This is a genomic window from Bacillus sp. VT 712, from assembly GCF_001614195.1.
Taxonomy (GTDB): Bacteria; Bacillota; Bacilli; order Bacillales; family Bacillaceae_H; genus Priestia; species Priestia flexa.
This window is the reverse complement of record NZ_LWBK01000031.1, coordinates 18,861-35,760: the sequence shown is the minus strand read 5'-3', so window position 1 is coordinate 35,760 and position 16,900 is coordinate 18,861. Positions and strand designations below refer to the sequence as shown.

Here is a 16,900-nt window from a genome sequence, read left to right as displayed (position 1 = left end):
ACAGTTCACGGACGTACTTACAAATTAGTCGGTTGTTAAAAGCAGCACCGTGGAAATCCGCACACATTTGGATTCGAAAAATAGCAGGAAGAGCTGTCCCGTAAAGGTTTAACCGTCTCTGTCGCCCTCGCCAAAGGTTATAGTGAAAAAATGGATGATTACTACCTCTGTTCACGTGTCTTCATTTTTCTTCTCAAACGGAAAAATAAGAAAACAGAAAATTCAGTCAATATTTATGCGACGTTAGTGATATATTACATTTTATCACAAATAAAAAAGCCGCCCTAACTTGTAGAGACGACTTTTAATAACCACGCTGCACTGCTGGATGAAGGAGCTGATAGATGACGGCTTCGTCACTGTGTTGTCTTGTTGCGGTTCTCGCTTCTTCCATCGTACCGATAAACTGTACTTCTCCCTCTTTTAACACAGCAAATCGGTGGCATAAACCTAGAATTTCATTCAAGTCATGCGTAATATAGATGACTGTTTTTCCTTCTCTCGTAAGCTTTTGAATGTATCTGCCAATCTCCATTTTCGACTGCAAATCAATTCCCACCGTCGGCTCGTCCATAAGTAAAATCGCTGGTTTATGAATGAGCGCAACGGCGATATTGAGCTTCCGCTTCATTCCGCCTGATAAATTTTGAACCTTTTCGCTCCATTTCCCCTCTAGCTGCACAGATTTACAAAGTGTTTTTAGCTCATCATCTGATACGGATCGCCCCGTCATTTTACTCCACAGTCGCATGTTTTCTTTTACCGTCAGTTCTTCCCACAGTGCAATATCTTGCGGGACGTAGCCAATTTGACTGCGAATGTGCTTTTTAGCTTTTTTTAAACGCTGACCGTTGATGACCACTTCGCCACCCGAAGGCTTAGTGAGCGTTGCTAAAATGGATAAAAGCGTAGACTTCCCTGCACCGTTTGGTCCTAGCAGTCCCAGTACCTCACCTTTTTTTACATGCAAAGACACTTTATTTAATGATTTTTTTCTTCCATAACGCTTACTTACTTTTTCAATTGAAATCACGTAATCGACCTCACATTCCACACTGCTTTTAACCATAATAAAATGGTGATGACTAGTATTGTTCCAAGCTGAATCCAAAGTTCTTTAGCAAGTACAAGCTGCTGCGTAACCAATAGATGCTGAGGAATCCATGTAGCAATTGCGCCTAGCCGCTCCGCTATGTCACTGATTGGGAAAAATACGCCCCCGATAATACTGAGCATCATCGCAATCAAGAATCCTGCGGTATAGTAGCGCCCGAGGTGACGTGATTCCGTAGCTAGCCAAAAGCTAAACGCTAAGCAAAAGCAGAGATATATGAGCATTAGCAGCAGTACTCTGCTATCTGTCACCGCTCCGACTTTCAAAAAGAAGAAAAAGCTCAGGACAGTTTGGATGATCAAAACAAACCCATATGCTGCTACCGATTGATACACATAAGACATGACGCCTTTTGGCAAGGTCTTCATTCGCTTGAAAATAGGCCCTTTTTCCTTTAGGACCCATTCCATCGCCATGAGCGACACAACAAGCGTCAAAAAGCCCCACAGCGGAACAGAGCGATTTATAGTCTGTTGCTTCTCATCAGGTTGTGCACCTTCTTGTCCACCAGTCACATATTGAATGGTCATTAACGGTTCTGGCTTCCACTGCTCGTCCGTATAGCGATACGCATCTTCCCATAGGGTTTCGGGCTTTTCCCAACGATAACGTTCATACAAGCGTTCTACTTGAATAGCAGCTTTACTGTTGCTCGATAAGCGAGTTACTTCACTAGCAATCACTTCTTCTACAACGCTCGTCGCAACTGACGCTGGCATTTTCACCAGCTCAATCGTTTCTTCATAATCTTCTTTTTTAATATTATCCATAAAGCCTTCTCGAACGATAAATAAGCTATCTACTTCATTTCGGAGAAGCTTTTTTTCTCCTTCATCAGCCGTTGTAGCTATCAATTTAATTCTCTCATTCGTCGTAACTCGCTGGATTACTTCCTTAGAAAGTTTACTTTGGTCTTCATCCGCAATGGCAACTGGAATCTTCACATCGTTCTCAACGTTTTGAAGAAACATTTGGCCTACATAAGCACCTGCAGCAGGAAGCACCAGAAGAAGTATCAATAAAAATGGCTTTCGGATAATAGCCTTCAGCTTCTCCATCATGAGATTCATAGGCTCACTCTCCTTTTTTGAAACAGTGCCGTCCAGAGGAGCGACAAGCTAAAAGCAGTGAGACCGTAAACGACGAGCCAGCTCATTGATTCTGACCAGTCTACTGACTCATAGCCTCCAAATAAGCCAAACATCATCTGCAGCGACCAGGCGTTAACAGACCAGGTTTGAAGCATTAGCAACCACTCTGGTAAATAAACGCTAGGTAAAATATGTCCGCCTACAAGAGAAGCTGCAGCAAGGAACAGAACGCCTACTAGCTGATACAGCTTTTCACTGACGAAGATAGCTTGCAAGAGAGCAAACGTTGCTAAAAAAGCGAATGAACTAGCTGCAACGCTGCCAATTAGTTGCCCCCACGTGTACGATAGTGACAAGTCAAGCTTCTCTATTCCTACTGCGTATAATCCTAGCGCTAAAACGAAAACGAGTAAGAACATACTGCTAAACTGAGCAAGATGAACGTGTAGTGAGGATACTCCGTGCGTCTGCATACGCTTAAGCACTGAATTTGAATGAAGTCCTTTTACAAAAAGCATGCTGCTGTAGCTCCAAATCATGAGCAGTACTAAAAAGAACGAGAGAATATAATACTGCTTCATATCTTGCTGAAATAAAGACGTCGCTATTCGTTCTTCAAACACGCTTCCACGATCAAGAACATGAAGCCCAAATGAAAGAAGGCTGCGACGAAATTCAGATTGTCTCTCTTCCGTGCTGGCTCCTTCTTCTTGTAGAAAGTGATCGATTGTATTAATGCCGCTTTGAGCAGCGGATGTATAGTCAGCTGCGCTATCCATGACATAGCGAAAAAGCTGGGCTTGAAGCGGCTTGTTTTTATTCCCCACTACAACAAGAGGCATGTTTTCTCCCGTTGCAATCGAATGACTAAAGCCATCTGGTAAAACAACAAACGCCGCAATCTCGTCTTTGGACAGCATTTGTTGTGCTTCTGTTTTTGTTGGATACACAGGATTGATAAGTGAGCTTAACTGCTCACTTTCCGTTAACTGTTTGATGACGTATTCTGTTTGAAGCGTATCATCTTCATCGACAATTGCCACCGGAAACTTTTGTATCCGTGCTTCATCCTCCATTGTTTCTGTTAGTATGACCCCTGCTCCTATTAAGAATAGAACAGGAGCAAGTAGAAGCAGGCTAAAAGACTTCCAGTTTTTTAGCATCGCCTTCCATGTGAATGAGCATAAATAAAAGAATATCTTCACCTGCTCTTCTCTCCCTGCATTATTACATTAGAATTGTAACTAGGTATGATAGTTTACTATATGGTTGTACAAGTAGATTCAGACCTACTGCAAACCTGATAAATTTAACAAAGCGGATAACATGCTGCACACGTCATCCGCTTTTGTATGAACTACTAACTGTTAAGATTAAGAAATATCAAGATCCATCATTAAACCTTGTAAGTTTGTGTAGAAGTCTTCTTGAATCTTCATTAAATCAACTGGCGTAATATCTTTTACGTTTTTACCGTTCTTAGAATCAATTGCTGGAATATCCGCCGCGTCTTTTAATTCAGAATTTGAGTTAATCTTTAAGTTGATATCAGCTGAATCTGTCGGCATACCAACTTTTAAGTTAATATCAAACTTGTAATCTGACTTTCCTTTTGAAGCATCAATGTTTTGATCTTGCTTAAGGTCACCGCTGAACGTGTAGCCAGGAGCTTGATCACCCAAGTCAAGCGTGAATTTGCGATCAGCTGTTTGTTTCGCATCCGTTTTTCCATTCACAACTGAATCCATTGTGAACTTTAAGTTTAGGTCTTCTGTTGTTGAATCAGAAGCGTTAACGCTAGCAACTAACTTTTCAGAACTCTTCTCTCCGTCAGCTGTAATGTCGTTTGTCACATCAAGCTCTACTTTGCTATCATTGTTGTCATTTCCAATCGTAAGAGCTAGCTGTTGAGCACGCTTGTTGTCCGCGTATTCTACATCTTTTGTTGCTACTTTTACATTTCCTACATTGTCTTTGTCATCAGCTGAAGTTGCAGCAAACTCTACGTTACGATCCACAATTACTTCATCATCATTGATGTAAACTGTTGATTTAAAGCCTTTAGGGAATTTAAGATCTTTCACATCTGTTTTAAATTCGTCCAAGCCTTCTTTTAGCTGTTTTTTCACTTCTTTTTCATCTGTTAATTCAGCCATTTCTGGATCTGTTGCAGCAGATGATTCAGCAATCGTTGCAACGCGTTTTGCAATGATTGTTTGTAGCTCATCATCCTTTGCCATTTCCGCTACAAGCTTTTGAACAAATTTCTCCGTTTGTTCTTGGTTCATTTCAAGCTTTAGACGCGTGAATTTTAACGTTTCATCACCTTGTTTATACTCAGCGTTCTTTTCTTTTGTAAAGTAGTCTTCATCTAAGTTATCATAGAAGAACTTTCCGTATTTTGTTGCAATTGCTTTCTTTTCTTTCTCCGTTAGTTCTAAATCTTCCACCTTAATTTGGTTTAGTTCTAGCTTATCTGGACCCGTATATGATGGGTCAAACATGCGCATAACCTGACCATACTCATCAAGGTTTAAATAGAAGAATTGATTTGCTAAAATTGGTGCTTTAAAACCAATTTGTTCCTTTGTTTGATAACCTTCTACGTCAAGTGCTTTTGTGTTACCAATATCAAGCGTTAATGAACCATATGTTTCTTGCTTTTTAGGGTCTTGCTCTGTTTTTACATTAATCGTCGATTTGCTAATCATATCTTGAATCATTTGATAAGATGGATCAGCAGCAAGTGAGTTCATTGAAAAATCACCGCTGATAGAAGCCGCTGAGCTTGATGGTTGCTCTAGTGCTTTTTCTTGGAATGCTAAGCTTTCGCCATATTTCGTTTCAATTTCTTCGGCCATTTTGTTGTATGTATTCACTTCAGATATTAAATATAATTGCTTTGGTGATTTCGTGAATACATAGCCAAACGTAACCGCTGCACCAATAAGCACAAATAAAATCGCCAATCCGATGATTAACTTTGTTGGTGCTTTTCTCGGAGCTGGAGCTGTTTCTAAGGAAGCAGCAGTTTCTTCTCTTGTTTTGTTTTCATCGCTCATACGTTTTACATCCTCCTGTAAATAATTGTTTGTTTGGTCCCTTGTACATGATAAGGAATCATTACCAGTATTTCTAGTCGTTCGACAAAAAAAGACATTTTTTAGTTCATTTAGCTGATAAAAAGAAGATACCTAACAGATACAAAGACTCATTTTTCATTCCCCTATATAACCAGATTAAAACCAAATTCATTAAATTTTACCAAAAATATGAATCTGTCAGTTCCTAACGAAGTAGATCTTTTTTATAGTTCGATAGAAGGCTATCACTTCTCCTCCTTTTTACTCCATTTTTTCCTATCTTCCAAAAGCTCAACGATGATATGTATATGAACATTGACTTAGCATCATGTTAAAAGAAAGGAAAACGAGCCTTTTTTCACAATAAAAAAGAGTTTGGGACATAACAAAATGATTGCTTCTAAAAGACGAACACTAGCTGTTCCCACCTCTTTGGTTTGTCTGAACACGTTCGTTCCATTGCGCTACGGCCACTCGCTTTCCGCGGGGAGGAACTCTCAATCTTTCAGGTTTATCATTGACTGAATTACTTATTTCCCAGCCTCTCTTACGAATTAATTTGAAGTCGCTGTTGAATAAATAGAAATACGTTAACTAAGCTGTTTTCTTCAAATACACTTACATCTTGCTTTTTAAATTCCCCTTGCTCATGATAATAGCTAATTTGGCCAATTCCTTTCTCTTCGTTCATGTCGATATGAAAGCTAAGCGGCGTTCCTAAAATCGAGCCATCTTCATCTCGCTGAATAATTTGACAAAGCGTTTTATCTCCCTGCGGTTCATATAAAAAATCATAGCCGTACTGACGAGCTAACTTTTCTGTTTGCATAAGAATAATTTTTGTAACTGACGTTTCGTTCATACAACTTCTCCCTTATCTGTACTTACTTCTTTTAGTATATCATAGCTCATTTTATCGTTTGTACCAAGAGTTTGGGACATAACAAAATGATTGCTTCTAAGAGACGAATACTAGCTGTTCCCATCTCTTTGGTTTGTCTGAACACGTTCGTTCCATTACGCTACGGTCACTCGCTTTCCGCGGGATCTCCGTTTTCCCTCTCTTTCCCGCAGGAGTCGAGTGTCCCACGCTCCATTCCACCCTGTTTCCAACATTGTTTTTCACAATCAGCAAAAAACCTGAATGATTAAAAGTTATGAACTCTCAATCGTTCAGGTTTATCATTGGCTGAATTACTTATGTCCCAGCCTCTTCATTATAATAATTTGATAACACCTTTCGCACCTTGTTTTTGATAACCTGTCTTTCTAATCTCTACTTCTTTTCCTTCTGGTAAATTAGTAAACACAACAGGTGTAACAAGTGACGTAGCATTCTTTTTCACATAATCGAGATCGATTTGTAATAACGGTGTGCCTGGCTCAATACGTTCGCCTTCGTTCACGAGTGTTGTAAACCCTTCACCTTTTAGCTCAACCGTATCGATTCCAACATGAATTAATAATTCTAGCCCAGTATCTGTTTTCAAACCAAACGCGTGCTTGGTTGGGAAAATACTAATGACTTCACCTGAAATTGGTGAATGAAGCGCATTATTAACAGGTTCAATCGCAAAACCATCGCCCATCAGCTTAGCAGAGAACACTTGGTCAGGGACTTTTTCAAGCGGCATAACCACCCCTTCAAACGGTAAGCTAAATTCGTCAAGCACGCCTTCGCTTGGCTTTGGATCACCTTTCACTGATGCACTTGCCATTACTTTTTCGCCTCGAACAAGCTGCTTCATCGCATTAGCTACAAACTCTACTTCCGTTCCAACAATGACTTGAACGCTCGTTTTTGCAACCTTCATCACACCGCGAGCATCGTTCTTCTTAAGCTGCCCTTCATTAACCGCACTCGAGTCTTTTACCTGTAGACGCAAGCGTGTTGCACAGTTATCAATTTCAACAAGATTTTCTTTTCCACCCAAACCTTCAATAAAATGAGCAGCCATGTTTACATGTTTATCATCTGATAATACCACCGCTTCTTCACCATCTGTTTCATCGTCTTCGCGGCCAGGCGTTTTTAAATTAAGCGCTTTAATCAGCCAGTAAAATAACGCGAAGTAAGTCGCTGCATAGATGAGGCCGATTCCTCCCAGTAGCAGTGGCTTTTGCGCAATTCCAAAGTTTAAGAAATAGTCAATGGCACCTGCTGAAAAACCAAAGCCGTGATGAATATCAAGCATGACGGCAAGCCCCATTGAAATTCCTGTTAGCAAAGCATGTACTATGTATAAAACAGGGGCAATAAACATAAATAAAAACTCAATTGGTTCTGTAATTCCTGTTAAAAATGAGGTAAATGCTAGTCCAATAAGCATTCCTGATACGAGCTTTCGCTTTTCTTTTTTAGCAGCTGCTACCATCGCAAGCGCGGCTGCTGGAAGACCAAACATCATCACTGGGAAGAAACCTGTCATAAACGTTCCCGCTGTTGGATCTCCTTTAAAGAAGCGATTTAAATCCCCTGTCGCTCCGTTAAATTCCCCGAATACAAACCACACTAAGCTGTTCAAAATATGATGTAGCCCTAGTGGGATCAGCATACGGTTTAAAAAACCAAAAATACCTGCACCAAGAGCACCAGCACCCGTTAGCCATTCACCAATGTTGTTAATTTGATCTTGGATTGGAGGCCAAATAACGCCAAACAAACCGGCGATAGCAAGCATCACAACCGACGTGATAATTGGTACAAAGCGTTTACCAGCAAAAAACCCTAGCCATTCCGGCAGTTTTATATCTGAAAAACGATTGTATAAAAGACCCGCAACTATACCGGCTACAATTCCACCAAGTACGCCCATATCAATCGTTTTATCAAGCGCAACGGCTCCTTTTGTTAGAACGAAATAACCAATGACACCTGCAAGAGCAGCTGCTCCGCTTCCATCTTTGGATAACCCAACTGCAATTCCAAGAGCAAATAAAAGTGCTAAGTTAGCGAAGATAGCATCTCCTGCTTGCGCCATAAATGGGATATCTAATAAATCAGGTTGACCTAAGCGCAGCAATAGCGCTGCGGCAGGTAAGACGGCGATGGGTAGCATAAGCGACTTCCCTACACGTTGTAAAAATTGGAACATTTCTTCATCCCCTTATCTCTATATTTACTAACATCCTACCATGAGGTGTTCTAGTTGTCTATACCAATTATGCGCTTTCATTACCTTTATATAAGTGTTAACAGTTCTTACAACATAAAAAATCACAACTGGTATAGACAACTAATTTCAAAAGAGCTACACTAATCATATACATTCGACAAAGACAAAGGAGAGACTTATGTTATGAACAAACCGCTGGTCATTTACAACGTAACGGTTTATGGCGAAACAACCGTCTATCCAAACGGATATCTGAAAATAGAAAACGGGTTAATAACTGAGCTAGGTAGTATTCACGATTATCAAAAGAGCTCAAACGATCGAGTTATTGAGTATTCTCCTGATTTCATCGTCGTTCCAGGAGCAATCGACGTCCACATTCACGGAGCTGGGAACGCAGATGCGATGGACGCAACAGAAGATGCGTTGAAAACAATGGCTGCTACCCTTCCAAAAGAAGGAACAACAAGCTTTCTTCCGACTACAATGACGCAGTCTGTAGAAGCCATTAACGATGCTCTGATCGCATGCGGACATTTTATTACAAACAACCAAAATAACGCCCAAGCAGAAGCGCTAGGCATTCACTTAGAAGGCCCTTTTATTTCAGCCAAGCGAGCAGGTGCTCAGCCTCTCCACCATATTCAACAGCCAAGCGTTGAGCAGTTTAAGCGCTGGCAAGATTTAGCACAACATCATATTCGACTTGTGACGCTTGCTCCTGAAGAATTAGGTGGAACTGAGCTTGTGAAGTACTTAAACCAAACAAACGTAGTTGCTTCAATTGGACATTCAGATGCTACGTATGAAGAAGTAGTTGCAGCTATTGGAGCTGGGGCATCGCACGTAACTCACCTATACAACGGGATGCGCGGCATTCATCACCGTGAGCCAGGCGTACTAGGTGCAGCTTACCTGCGCGAAGAGCTCTATACAGAGCTTATTGCTGACGGCATTCATTCACATAAAGAAATGGTCAAGCTTGCCTATCAGCAAATTTCAAGCGAGCGCTTAATTTTAATCACTGATTCACTACGTGCTAAATGGTTGGAAAGCGGTGTTTATGACCTTGGTGGTCAGCCCGTTCACGTAAACGAAACAATGGCTACATTAGGGGATGGAACGCTTGCAGGCAGCATTTTAAAAATGAATGACGCAATGAAAAACATGATAGACTTTACCAGCTGTAGCGTATCAGACGTTATCCAAATGACTGCTGTTAATCCAGCAAAGCAAATTGGTGTTTTCAACCGTAAAGGCAGTTTAAAGGTAGGAAAAGATGGAGATTGCGTTGTACTGAATAAAAACTTCGACGTGCAGCTTACAGTGTGTCGTGGACATATCGCATATGAACAGGGGGAACAATAATGAATATCATCTCAGTAAAAGATTATAAAGAAATGAGCCAAACCGCAGCTGGTATTATTATTAACAAAGTAAAGAGTGATCCTTCAATCACGCTTGGTTTAGCTACTGGTGGAACACCTAAAGGTTTATATGAAGCTCTTATTCAAGACCATCAAACAAATGGAACGTCTTATGAGCAAGTGCACACATTTAATCTAGATGAGTATGTCGGCCTTTCTGCTGATAATCCAAACAGCTATCGTTACTATATGGTGGATACGCTTTTGGGTCACCTCGATGTAGCTCTTAATCAAACATTTATTCCAAATGGGACAGCAGAAGATGCAGAAGCAGAATGTGAGCGCTACGAAGCTCTTATTGAACAACTTGGTGGCATTGACCTCCAAATCTTAGGAATTGGTCATAACGGGCACATTGGCTTTAATGAACCAGGTACGCCTTTTTCATCTAAAACACATGTGGTCACGCTTGCTTCTTCTACAAGACAAGCAAACGCTCGTTACTTTTCATCCATTGATGAAGTACCGACTCATGCCATAACCATGGGCATTTCATCTATTATGAACAGCACTGAAATTTTATTATTAGCGTCTGGAGAAGATAAAGCAGATGCCATCTATCATTTACTTGAAGGAACAGTAACGGAAGAGTTTCCTGCTTCCATCTTAAAGAACCATCAGGCTGTTACAATTATCGCTGATGAGAAGGCATTATCTCGTACAAACTTATAGCAGATTGTAGTATGATCGATGTAAAGGAGGAATTGTGCATGATTGACAAAAATTCACCTCTGCCGATTTACACACAGATTGAAGATGGAATTCGTTCTCAAATTGAAAACGGAGAGCTTAAACCTCACGATGCAATTCCATCCGAGCGAGAGTATGCAACACAGTTTCAAATTAGCCGTATGACAGTAAGACAAGCAATTACAAACCTTGTAAATGAAGGCCTTTTATATCGTGAAAAAGGACGCGGAACGTTCGTTTCTGAACAAAAAATTGAGCAGCAGCTTGTAGGCTTAACGAGCTTTACAGAAGATATGAAGGCAAGGGGCTTCACGCCAAGTAGCCGCTTGCTTCACTTTGAAATTATTCCCGCTACAGCAAAAATTGCGTCTCAGCTTTCGATTCAAGTGCATCACCCCGTCTATGAAATCACACGTATTCGATTGGCGCACGGAATTCCAATGGCCATTGAAACAGTCTATATGTCCGCTAATCTAATCAAAGGCGTGACGGAAGCCATTATCCAACAATCGCTTTATGACTATGTCGAACAGCAACGCGAATTAAAAATTGGACATGCTACACAAACGTTAGAAGCCATTGTGGCTACAGAAAACGAAACGGAACACTTGCAGGTAGCAAAGGGATCCCCTATCCTTCTGATTCAACGTTACACATACTTAGAAGATGGCACGCCGCTAGAAGTTGTGAGGTCAGCGTACCGTGCAGATCGCTATAAGTTTACCGTAAGCATGAATCGGACATAGAAAAACCTCGTTGCAAAGCGAGGTTTACTTTGAAAGCGAATCCAATTCCAATTTCCAAAAGCTATGGGGTTTCATCGCTTCTTTATCAATTTCTTCAAAACGCTCGCGCATTTCGCGAATTAATATATTTGGAACATGACCATCAACTTCGGGACGTTCATCTCGTAATACGAAAGGCTGGATATATTCGTAAAATAGTTCAACAAACTGTAAAAACTGTACAAGCGATGAGTTGATTAGACGCTCGCAGTCATCGTTTGAAACATCTAACAGTACAATGTTGCCATTGTCACCATGTAAACAGATAGGATCGCCTAGCTTTGTCATCCCTAAAAACCAATAAAGCTGATAGCGAGCAGATAAATGAAGCGTCTCACACAAAGTGCATAGCTGATTTTTAGAGGACATGAATTCAAACAATGGAGCAACATCTCGCGGTAGCCCAACTTCAGCTAGCAGCTTTTTAGTCTCCAAATCAACTTTAAGCGGTGCTAATTGACTTTTGTCAAACAGTATTCGCTTTTCTTTGCGTTGTTTTACTTTCTTCAACCTCTGTCACTCCCTCTACCCTACTATGCTTATTGTCTACTATTTTATTTACACTGTCACCTATTCGTTTCAGTCATAACATTTCTTTATATTTCGATACAAAAGAATGCATAAATTTCATAAAATATTGACAATACCTTTTCTTTTTCTATAGATTTAATGTAACTGACCGATATAGTGTAGTGAGAAATAGTAGCAAAAGCGGCCTCTCTCTTACTATATGTGAAGAAAGCAAGGAATACATCAGCTGAAGGATGCATTTTTCTCCATTTATTCCCTACTTAAAAGGAGCGAGCTGTTTTATGCAATATAAGCGTGAAGAGCCTTTTCGTTTTACATTTGCAAAGCCCATTGTTGGCACGTTTTTCATTAAAAAATACGATGGAAAAGACATCGAAAGTAAACTGGGTCCACTTGCCATTATTGATTTATCACCAAGAGGGATGAAGCTAATCACACCACTAGATCTTCCAGTATTTCAAAAACCTATTGAGCTTACCGTTAACTTTTCTTTACTGGATGAAAACCTTACAATCACTGGTTTGGCCGTCTGGAAAGAAAAATCAAATCATGAGTTTTTATACGGGATTGAAGCATTTACAGATGAAAACCAGCAGCAGTTATTATTAGATACATTAAAACAATATGCAAAAGAGTATCGAAAAAGGTAGCACGTAATGGCTATCTTTTTTTAGTGCAACCACCTTCCTTTCTTTTCAACATTTTGTTCTTGTTTAAGCTTATACCCTCCGTGGAAATAATAAAAACGAAACTGTAAAAAGAAAAGGTGACACAATGAGTAGTAAAGCAAAAAAAGAATGGATTGGTGGCCTTGTTCTGCTTTTGTTAATTGGATTTGTTGGAACAAGCATGTTTGGATATGAAACGGTTAAAGCTGCTATGAATGATGCATACGTACCTTTGTCTCATAAAGAGCCTTTATCAGAAGAAGCGTTAAAACAAGGAAAACCCATTTCTGCACTTTTAATTACAAAAAACGAAGAACATACATCTTTTGTGCATATGACCATTAATAAGAAAGATGCAGATGTTCATATGACCAATATTCCCGTAGCTTCTATCTTGAAAGACAATGCCCAGTCTACAGAACAGCTCTTACAAAATGCTGAGCAGACGCTAGGTATTCCAATTGACTATTATGCCATGATCGATCAAACAAGCATTAAAACAATTGTTGATAAGCTTGACGGTATTGTAATTAACAACCCCACTGCCTTTACGAACGATGAGCGTACATTTCCAGCTGGTGAAGTGAAGCTGACCGGTGAGGAAGCTTTGGCATACCTTCAGCCTGTCCATGAACAAGATGTACTCTCTGCTCACGACCGGCAGATACTTGTTGTCAAAGCGATTATAAAACAAGTGGCTACCGTTCCATCGTTCACAAAAGCAAAACCGATATTAAATGAGCTATCGAACACTGTACAAACAAACTTAACATTCGAGGACCTTTCACTTATGCGTAAGCAATATAAAGCAGCGTTTGCTAGCATTAAAAAAGCTGAATACCCGCAAACTGAAGTAGAGGTTCAACAGCTTACAAGCAAGCTTCAGTTATCCTAAAAAAGAGGCTGGGACATAGGTAGTTCAACCCCTACTATGCCTGAACAATTGAGAGTTCACAACTTTTAATCGTTCAGGCTTTTTGTTGAGTGGGAAAACCAGTTTGGAACAGGATGGAAGGGAGCGTAGGACACTCGACTCCTGCGGGAACATGCTAAAAACACCTACCTTCCCATACCGTTCATAAAGTCAACATTTTCTTGCAGAGCATATTCTGATGAAGTACTTCTCATAATCTTCTGCTCTTTGAGAAAAACTAATGATACTGGAGGAATAGGAATGGAAAAACACTTACCCAATTTAACATCAGCTGAAATTGCATCTCTATGGACAGCTTATATGAATGACAGCATGGCAACATGTATTTTAGCTTATATGTTAACTCATATTGAAGATGAAGATATTCACGCGCTTGTAAAAGAGGCTTTAACGATGTCCTCTGAGCATGTAAGCAGTTTGCAGAAGTTATTTCAACAAGAAAAGTTTGCAATTCCAAATGGATTTGGGAAGCAAGACGTAAATGTGAACGCTCCCCGTTTATATACGGATACGTTTTGTCTTAGCTATCTCAATCACATGTCAAAAGCTGGAATGGTTGGCTACAGCGGCTCATTAGCTATGAGCGCTCGATATGACTTAATTGACTATTTTTCAACCGCTTTGTATAAAACGGCCTCTTTTTATGAAAAAACGACAAAGCTGGCGCTTGAAATGGGAATTCTCACACGCCCACCTTACATTTGCGTTCCAAGTGAAGTCGATTACATTGATAGTAAGGAGTACATAAGCGGCTTTCACTTGTTCAGCAAAAACCGTCCCGTAAATGCGGTTGAGATTTCACATTTGTTTTTAAATATCCAAACGAACTTAATTGGCTATAAGATTTGCTTAAGCTTTGCTCAAACGGCTACGTCCAAAGAGGTAAAGCAGTTTATGATGAGAGGAAATGAAATCTCCCAAAAGCATATTAAGCTATTTGCTGATACGCTTTTAAACGATCATATCGCCGCACCAATGAGCTCAGATCTTTACATCACGGATTCAACAACTCCAGTGTTCTCTGAAAAGCTGATGATGTTTCACATGAGCTTACTGAGCGCTACAGGTATAGGTAATTACGCAACGGCAGCTGCAGCTAGCCAGCGAAGCGACCTTGCTTTAAATTACGAAAGAATGTCGTTTGAAATTGGACGCTATGCAAAAGCTGGAGCAGATATTATGATTAAAAACCAGTGGCTTGAACAACCTCCTGGAACCATTAACAAAGAACAGCTTATTCGTTCTCCAAACAAAAAAGCATGAATGAAAACATTCATGCTTTTTTGCTCGTTTATTTCCCTGTAAACCAGCTGCTTAGATGCTCACCCCACAGCCGCTTGCCTTCCTTCGTTAACTTACTTTCTTTTGTGACATAAGGAGAGATTTCATAAGGCCATAGCGGAGCGTGATTGAGATAGTGAACGTGATTCTCCTTCGCCATTCCTCCGACGGCTGCTACCGCTTCTTCATAAGATTCATATTGTGAAGCATACGGTGATGACGGCTGAAGGATAAATGCTGTTTTTAATTCTTTCACTTGCGAAATGAACGCTTGAAGTTCGGGCAGCGCATCATCAATCGGCATCTCCTTCTGGTCTTCCAACATCGGAACCTCAGCTAAAACAAGGGTCGGATTTAGCTTTTGTAAGTCTTGCTGAAAAGAAGAATGAACGAGCTCTTTTGTTGTTTGATCATGATACGAATAGATTTGGATGTGAAACACGTCTTGTCCGTATGTATCTTCTAAAGATTTCTTTACGAAAGATGCCCACTCGTCCTCTTCCCTCGCTACCAGCACAAGTGAGATGGGCTTGTCTTTTATAAACGTATCTTCAATCGCACTAACCAAAAATGGGGGTAAATGCTTTGTATAGCTTGATACACCAGAAAACTGCTTTTGATGAGGTTGTGCCGTTTCCACGACTGCTGCCTGTGCCTGCCCCTCTATTTTTGTTTCCCAATGCTGAACACCTGCTACCATCACTGCGCTACATGCCGCAAAAGCTCCTACTACAATACCGCTTGTCCATTTCATTCAACCGCTCCTTTCAGCATTCACTTACCTTTATTATAAAGGGGATTATGCCTATCAAACGGGACTTTCGTACGTAAAATCTCTACAAATAAAGAGGTCGTTTGCAACAATTTCTAGGGAAATAGCGCCGTTTTATCGAGAAAGCGTCATGTTTTGTCTAACAAGTTCATGGATTTGTCGACTCTGTTTTCTTAACATTTTTCAAACCTTTATTATTTATTTTCAAAGGTCTAGGACAGGAACCTTTCCATTCTTCTCTTTTCGTTCATATAATACGTTATAACAACTAGAAGAAGGTGAAGAAATGTTTTCAAACAGACCTCGTCGTAGACCTGCTTTTCCATTACCTGGATTTGCGAGAAGACGTCCTCAAAAAAGATCTCAAGTAGCGGAATGGATGTCTTATTTTCAAGATGACCAAGGTAACATGGACTATGCAAAGATTGCCGGTGGTGCCCAGCAGGCAAAAGATTTGTATGCTCACGTAAAGCCAATGGTTACACCGTATGTGCAGAAGTTTTTAAAATAACAAAAGCACCGACTGCAAGCCTGCAGCCGGTGTTTTTGTTATTTCATCGAAGTAAAAACCTGTTGACACACTTCCATAATACCCTCTCCATAAGCAGACGATGCATGTTGATCATGAAGACCTTTCGCTTCATCAGTCGCATTAAAAAGCAAATAGCCGTGCTCCACTGCTTTTAGCATGTCGATATCGTTTCCGCTATCTCCAAAAGCGAGCGTTCGGTGATGAGCAACGTCATAGTATGCTTTCATAAAATGAACGGTGGCTGCTTTTCCTGTACCTTTTGGAATAAAATCAACATCGTACGCATTTTCGGGGTCCCCTGCTTTTGGATTGCATCGATTAATATTTACTTCCACTGCGTATTCATCCGCTAACTTCCTAATAACCTTCAAGACTGAATGAGTATTTTGCTCTGATTTTGTATAATAGTAATAGTTCATTTTATACCCTTGTTGACCAAACTGCGTTTGAGGCGTTAAGACAACCTCATAATCAGTGCGAAGCTGATGTAAAAGCGATTGAACAGTTTCCTTTGAAAAACCGGAAGCGTCAATTTTAGCTTGCCATTCTGGTAAGCTATTCTTATTTCCTTCTTCATCAACCATATATAGCTCTGTTCCAAGATTACTGGAAATAAAATGAGGCAAATATGTTAAGTTCGCTTTCTTCATTTTCGACTCAATATGCGCGATGCTACTGCCGGTTACCCAACCAATTTTCACGTGATATTGACTACACACATCATGTAAATACCTCTCCAGTTGTTGCAGCATCGAAAGCTGTTCCACTGTGCAGGCATGCGGAAAATATGTTTCGTCAAAATCAAAGAAAATAAGTGCGTGCGTCTCTTTTCCATGAGGATATGTTTTTTTGTTCATGTTTCCCTCTCCTTTTGCT

Annotated in this window: 16 protein-coding genes; 7 read left to right on the top strand and 9 right to left on the bottom strand. The window is 40.3% G+C overall.

Going from position 1 to position 16,900, the window contains the following annotated elements; all coding sequences use genetic code 11:
• Positions 1 to 304: 304 nt before the first annotated feature.
• The 6 genes from A2U94_RS14640 to nagE form a co-directional block, all read right to left on the bottom strand.
• Positions 305 to 1,033 (bottom strand): ABC transporter ATP-binding protein, encoded by a 729-nt coding sequence (locus tag A2U94_RS14640; protein ID WP_025910170.1) that lies wholly within the window; start codon positions 1,031 to 1,033, stop codon positions 305 to 307.
• The gene (locus tag A2U94_RS14635) at positions 1,030 to 2,184 is read right to left on the bottom strand and encodes an ABC transporter permease (RefSeq protein ID WP_025910168.1); all 1,155 of its coding nucleotides are present in this window, start codon (positions 2,182 to 2,184) and stop codon (positions 1,030 to 1,032) included. The genes A2U94_RS14640 and A2U94_RS14635 overlap by 4 nt, the downstream gene beginning before the upstream one ends.
• Positions 2,181 to 3,410: an ABC transporter permease gene (locus A2U94_RS14630; RefSeq protein ID WP_035320841.1), complete on the bottom strand. Its 1,230-nt coding sequence runs from the start codon at positions 3,408 to 3,410 to the stop codon at positions 2,181 to 2,183. The genes A2U94_RS14635 and A2U94_RS14630 overlap by 4 nt, the downstream gene beginning before the upstream one ends.
• A 168-nt stretch (positions 3,411 to 3,578) precedes the next feature.
• Positions 3,579 to 5,267 carry a DUF6583 family protein gene (locus A2U94_RS14625; RefSeq protein WP_062686741.1) on the bottom strand — a complete coding sequence of 563 codons (1,689 nt, stop codon included), beginning with the start codon at positions 5,265 to 5,267 and terminating at the stop codon, positions 3,579 to 3,581.
• Positions 5,268 to 5,835: 568 nt separating this feature from the next.
• Positions 5,836 to 6,150 carry a hypothetical protein gene (locus A2U94_RS14620; protein WP_025910164.1) on the bottom strand — a complete coding sequence of 105 codons (315 nt, stop codon included), beginning with the start codon at positions 6,148 to 6,150 and terminating at the stop codon, positions 5,836 to 5,838.
• Between the two features lie 355 nt (positions 6,151 to 6,505).
• A complete protein-coding gene (nagE, locus tag A2U94_RS14615) occupies positions 6,506 to 8,383 on the bottom strand; it encodes an N-acetylglucosamine-specific PTS transporter subunit IIBC (RefSeq protein WP_062954682.1) in 1,878 nt (625 codons plus the stop codon).
• A 204-nt stretch (positions 8,384 to 8,587) separates the two neighbouring features.
• On the opposite strand from nagE, the gene nagA reads away from it, so the two are divergent.
• Genes nagA through A2U94_RS14600 form a run of 3 tightly spaced genes read left to right on the top strand, consistent with a single transcriptional unit; the run spans position 8,588 to position 11,267 of the window.
• Positions 8,588 to 9,772 carry an N-acetylglucosamine-6-phosphate deacetylase gene (nagA, locus tag A2U94_RS14610; protein ID WP_025910161.1) on the top strand — a complete coding sequence of 395 codons (1,185 nt, stop codon included), beginning with the start codon at positions 8,588 to 8,590 and terminating at the stop codon, positions 9,770 to 9,772.
• Positions 9,772 to 10,503, top strand: coding sequence for a glucosamine-6-phosphate deaminase (nagB, locus tag A2U94_RS14605; protein WP_062954680.1), 732 nt, complete (start codon positions 9,772 to 9,774; stop codon positions 10,501 to 10,503). Before nagA ends, nagB begins: the two co-directional genes overlap by 1 nt.
• 38 nt (positions 10,504 to 10,541) lie before the next feature.
• The gene (locus tag A2U94_RS14600) at positions 10,542 to 11,267 is read left to right on the top strand and encodes a GntR family transcriptional regulator (RefSeq protein WP_062954678.1); all 726 of its coding nucleotides are present in this window, start codon (positions 10,542 to 10,544) and stop codon (positions 11,265 to 11,267) included.
• A gap of 24 nt (positions 11,268 to 11,291) precedes the next feature.
• On the opposite strand, the gene A2U94_RS14595 is transcribed toward A2U94_RS14600, so the two are convergent.
• Positions 11,292 to 11,816: an SUKH-4 family immunity protein gene (locus A2U94_RS14595; protein WP_025910157.1), complete on the bottom strand. Its 525-nt coding sequence runs from the start codon at positions 11,814 to 11,816 to the stop codon at positions 11,292 to 11,294.
• A gap of 302 nt (positions 11,817 to 12,118) precedes the next feature.
• Here A2U94_RS14595 and A2U94_RS14590 point away from each other — a divergent pair, with 302 nt between their 5' ends.
• The 3 genes from A2U94_RS14590 (at position 12,119) to A2U94_RS14580 (ending at position 14,702) form a co-directional block, all read left to right on the top strand.
• Positions 12,119 to 12,487, top strand: coding sequence for a PilZ domain-containing protein (locus A2U94_RS14590; RefSeq protein ID WP_062954676.1), 369 nt, complete (start codon positions 12,119 to 12,121; stop codon positions 12,485 to 12,487).
• 124 nt (positions 12,488 to 12,611) lie between these two features.
• A complete protein-coding gene (locus A2U94_RS14585) occupies positions 12,612 to 13,400 on the top strand; it encodes an LCP family glycopolymer transferase (RefSeq protein WP_062954674.1) in 789 nt (262 codons plus the stop codon).
• Between the two features lie 279 nt (positions 13,401 to 13,679).
• On the top strand, positions 13,680 to 14,702 hold the full coding sequence (locus A2U94_RS14580) for a DUF3231 family protein (protein ID WP_062954672.1): 1,023 nt from the start codon (positions 13,680 to 13,682) through the stop codon (positions 14,700 to 14,702).
• 28 nt (positions 14,703 to 14,730) lie between these two features.
• Here the strand turns inward: A2U94_RS14580 and A2U94_RS14575 are convergent, their stop codons facing one another.
• Positions 14,731 to 15,474 (bottom strand): hypothetical protein, encoded by a 744-nt coding sequence (locus A2U94_RS14575; RefSeq protein ID WP_025910155.1) that lies wholly within the window; start codon positions 15,472 to 15,474, stop codon positions 14,731 to 14,733.
• A gap of 304 nt (positions 15,475 to 15,778) precedes the next feature.
• On the opposite strand from A2U94_RS14575, the gene A2U94_RS14570 reads away from it, so the two are divergent.
• On the top strand, positions 15,779 to 16,003 hold the full coding sequence (locus A2U94_RS14570; RefSeq protein ID WP_062954671.1) for a hypothetical protein: 225 nt from the start codon (positions 15,779 to 15,781) through the stop codon (positions 16,001 to 16,003).
• Positions 16,004 to 16,041: 38 nt separating this feature from the next.
• Here the strand turns inward: A2U94_RS14570 and A2U94_RS14565 are convergent, their stop codons facing one another.
• Positions 16,042 to 16,881: an HAD-IIB family hydrolase gene (locus A2U94_RS14565; RefSeq protein ID WP_061786587.1), complete on the bottom strand. Its 840-nt coding sequence runs from the start codon at positions 16,879 to 16,881 to the stop codon at positions 16,042 to 16,044.
• Between the last annotated feature and the right edge of the window lie 19 nt (positions 16,882 to 16,900).

Excerpts from the sequence above, each read along its gene's own strand:
- A2U94_RS14575 (WP_025910155.1), bottom strand. The coding sequence starts at position 15,474 with ATGAAATGGACAAGCGGTATTGTAGTAGGAGCTTTTGCGGCATGTAGC.
- A2U94_RS14580 (WP_062954672.1), top strand. The coding sequence starts at position 13,680 with ATGGAAAAACACTTACCCAATTTAACATCAGCTGAAATTGCATCTCTA.
- nagA (WP_025910161.1), top strand. The coding sequence starts at position 8,588 with ATGAACAAACCGCTGGTCATTTACAACGTAACGGTTTATGGCGAAACA.
- A2U94_RS14590 (WP_062954676.1), top strand. The coding sequence starts at position 12,119 with ATGCAATATAAGCGTGAAGAGCCTTTTCGTTTTACATTTGCAAAGCCC.
- nagE (WP_062954682.1), bottom strand. The coding sequence starts at position 8,383 with ATGTTCCAATTTTTACAACGTGTAGGGAAGTCGCTTATGCTACCCATC.
- A2U94_RS14565 (WP_061786587.1), bottom strand. The coding sequence starts at position 16,881 with ATGAACAAAAAAACATATCCTCATGGAAAAGAGACGCACGCACTTATT.
- A2U94_RS14620 (WP_025910164.1), bottom strand. The coding sequence starts at position 6,150 with ATGAACGAAACGTCAGTTACAAAAATTATTCTTATGCAAACAGAAAAG.
- nagB (WP_062954680.1), top strand. The coding sequence starts at position 9,772 with ATGAATATCATCTCAGTAAAAGATTATAAAGAAATGAGCCAAACCGCA.
- A2U94_RS14585 (WP_062954674.1), top strand. The coding sequence starts at position 12,612 with ATGAGTAGTAAAGCAAAAAAAGAATGGATTGGTGGCCTTGTTCTGCTT.
- A2U94_RS14570 (WP_062954671.1), top strand. The coding sequence starts at position 15,779 with ATGTTTTCAAACAGACCTCGTCGTAGACCTGCTTTTCCATTACCTGGA.
- A2U94_RS14600 (WP_062954678.1), top strand. The coding sequence starts at position 10,542 with ATGATTGACAAAAATTCACCTCTGCCGATTTACACACAGATTGAAGAT.
- A2U94_RS14635 (WP_025910168.1), bottom strand. The coding sequence starts at position 2,184 with ATGAATCTCATGATGGAGAAGCTGAAGGCTATTATCCGAAAGCCATTT.
- A2U94_RS14625 (WP_062686741.1), bottom strand. The coding sequence starts at position 5,267 with ATGAGCGATGAAAACAAAACAAGAGAAGAAACTGCTGCTTCCTTAGAA.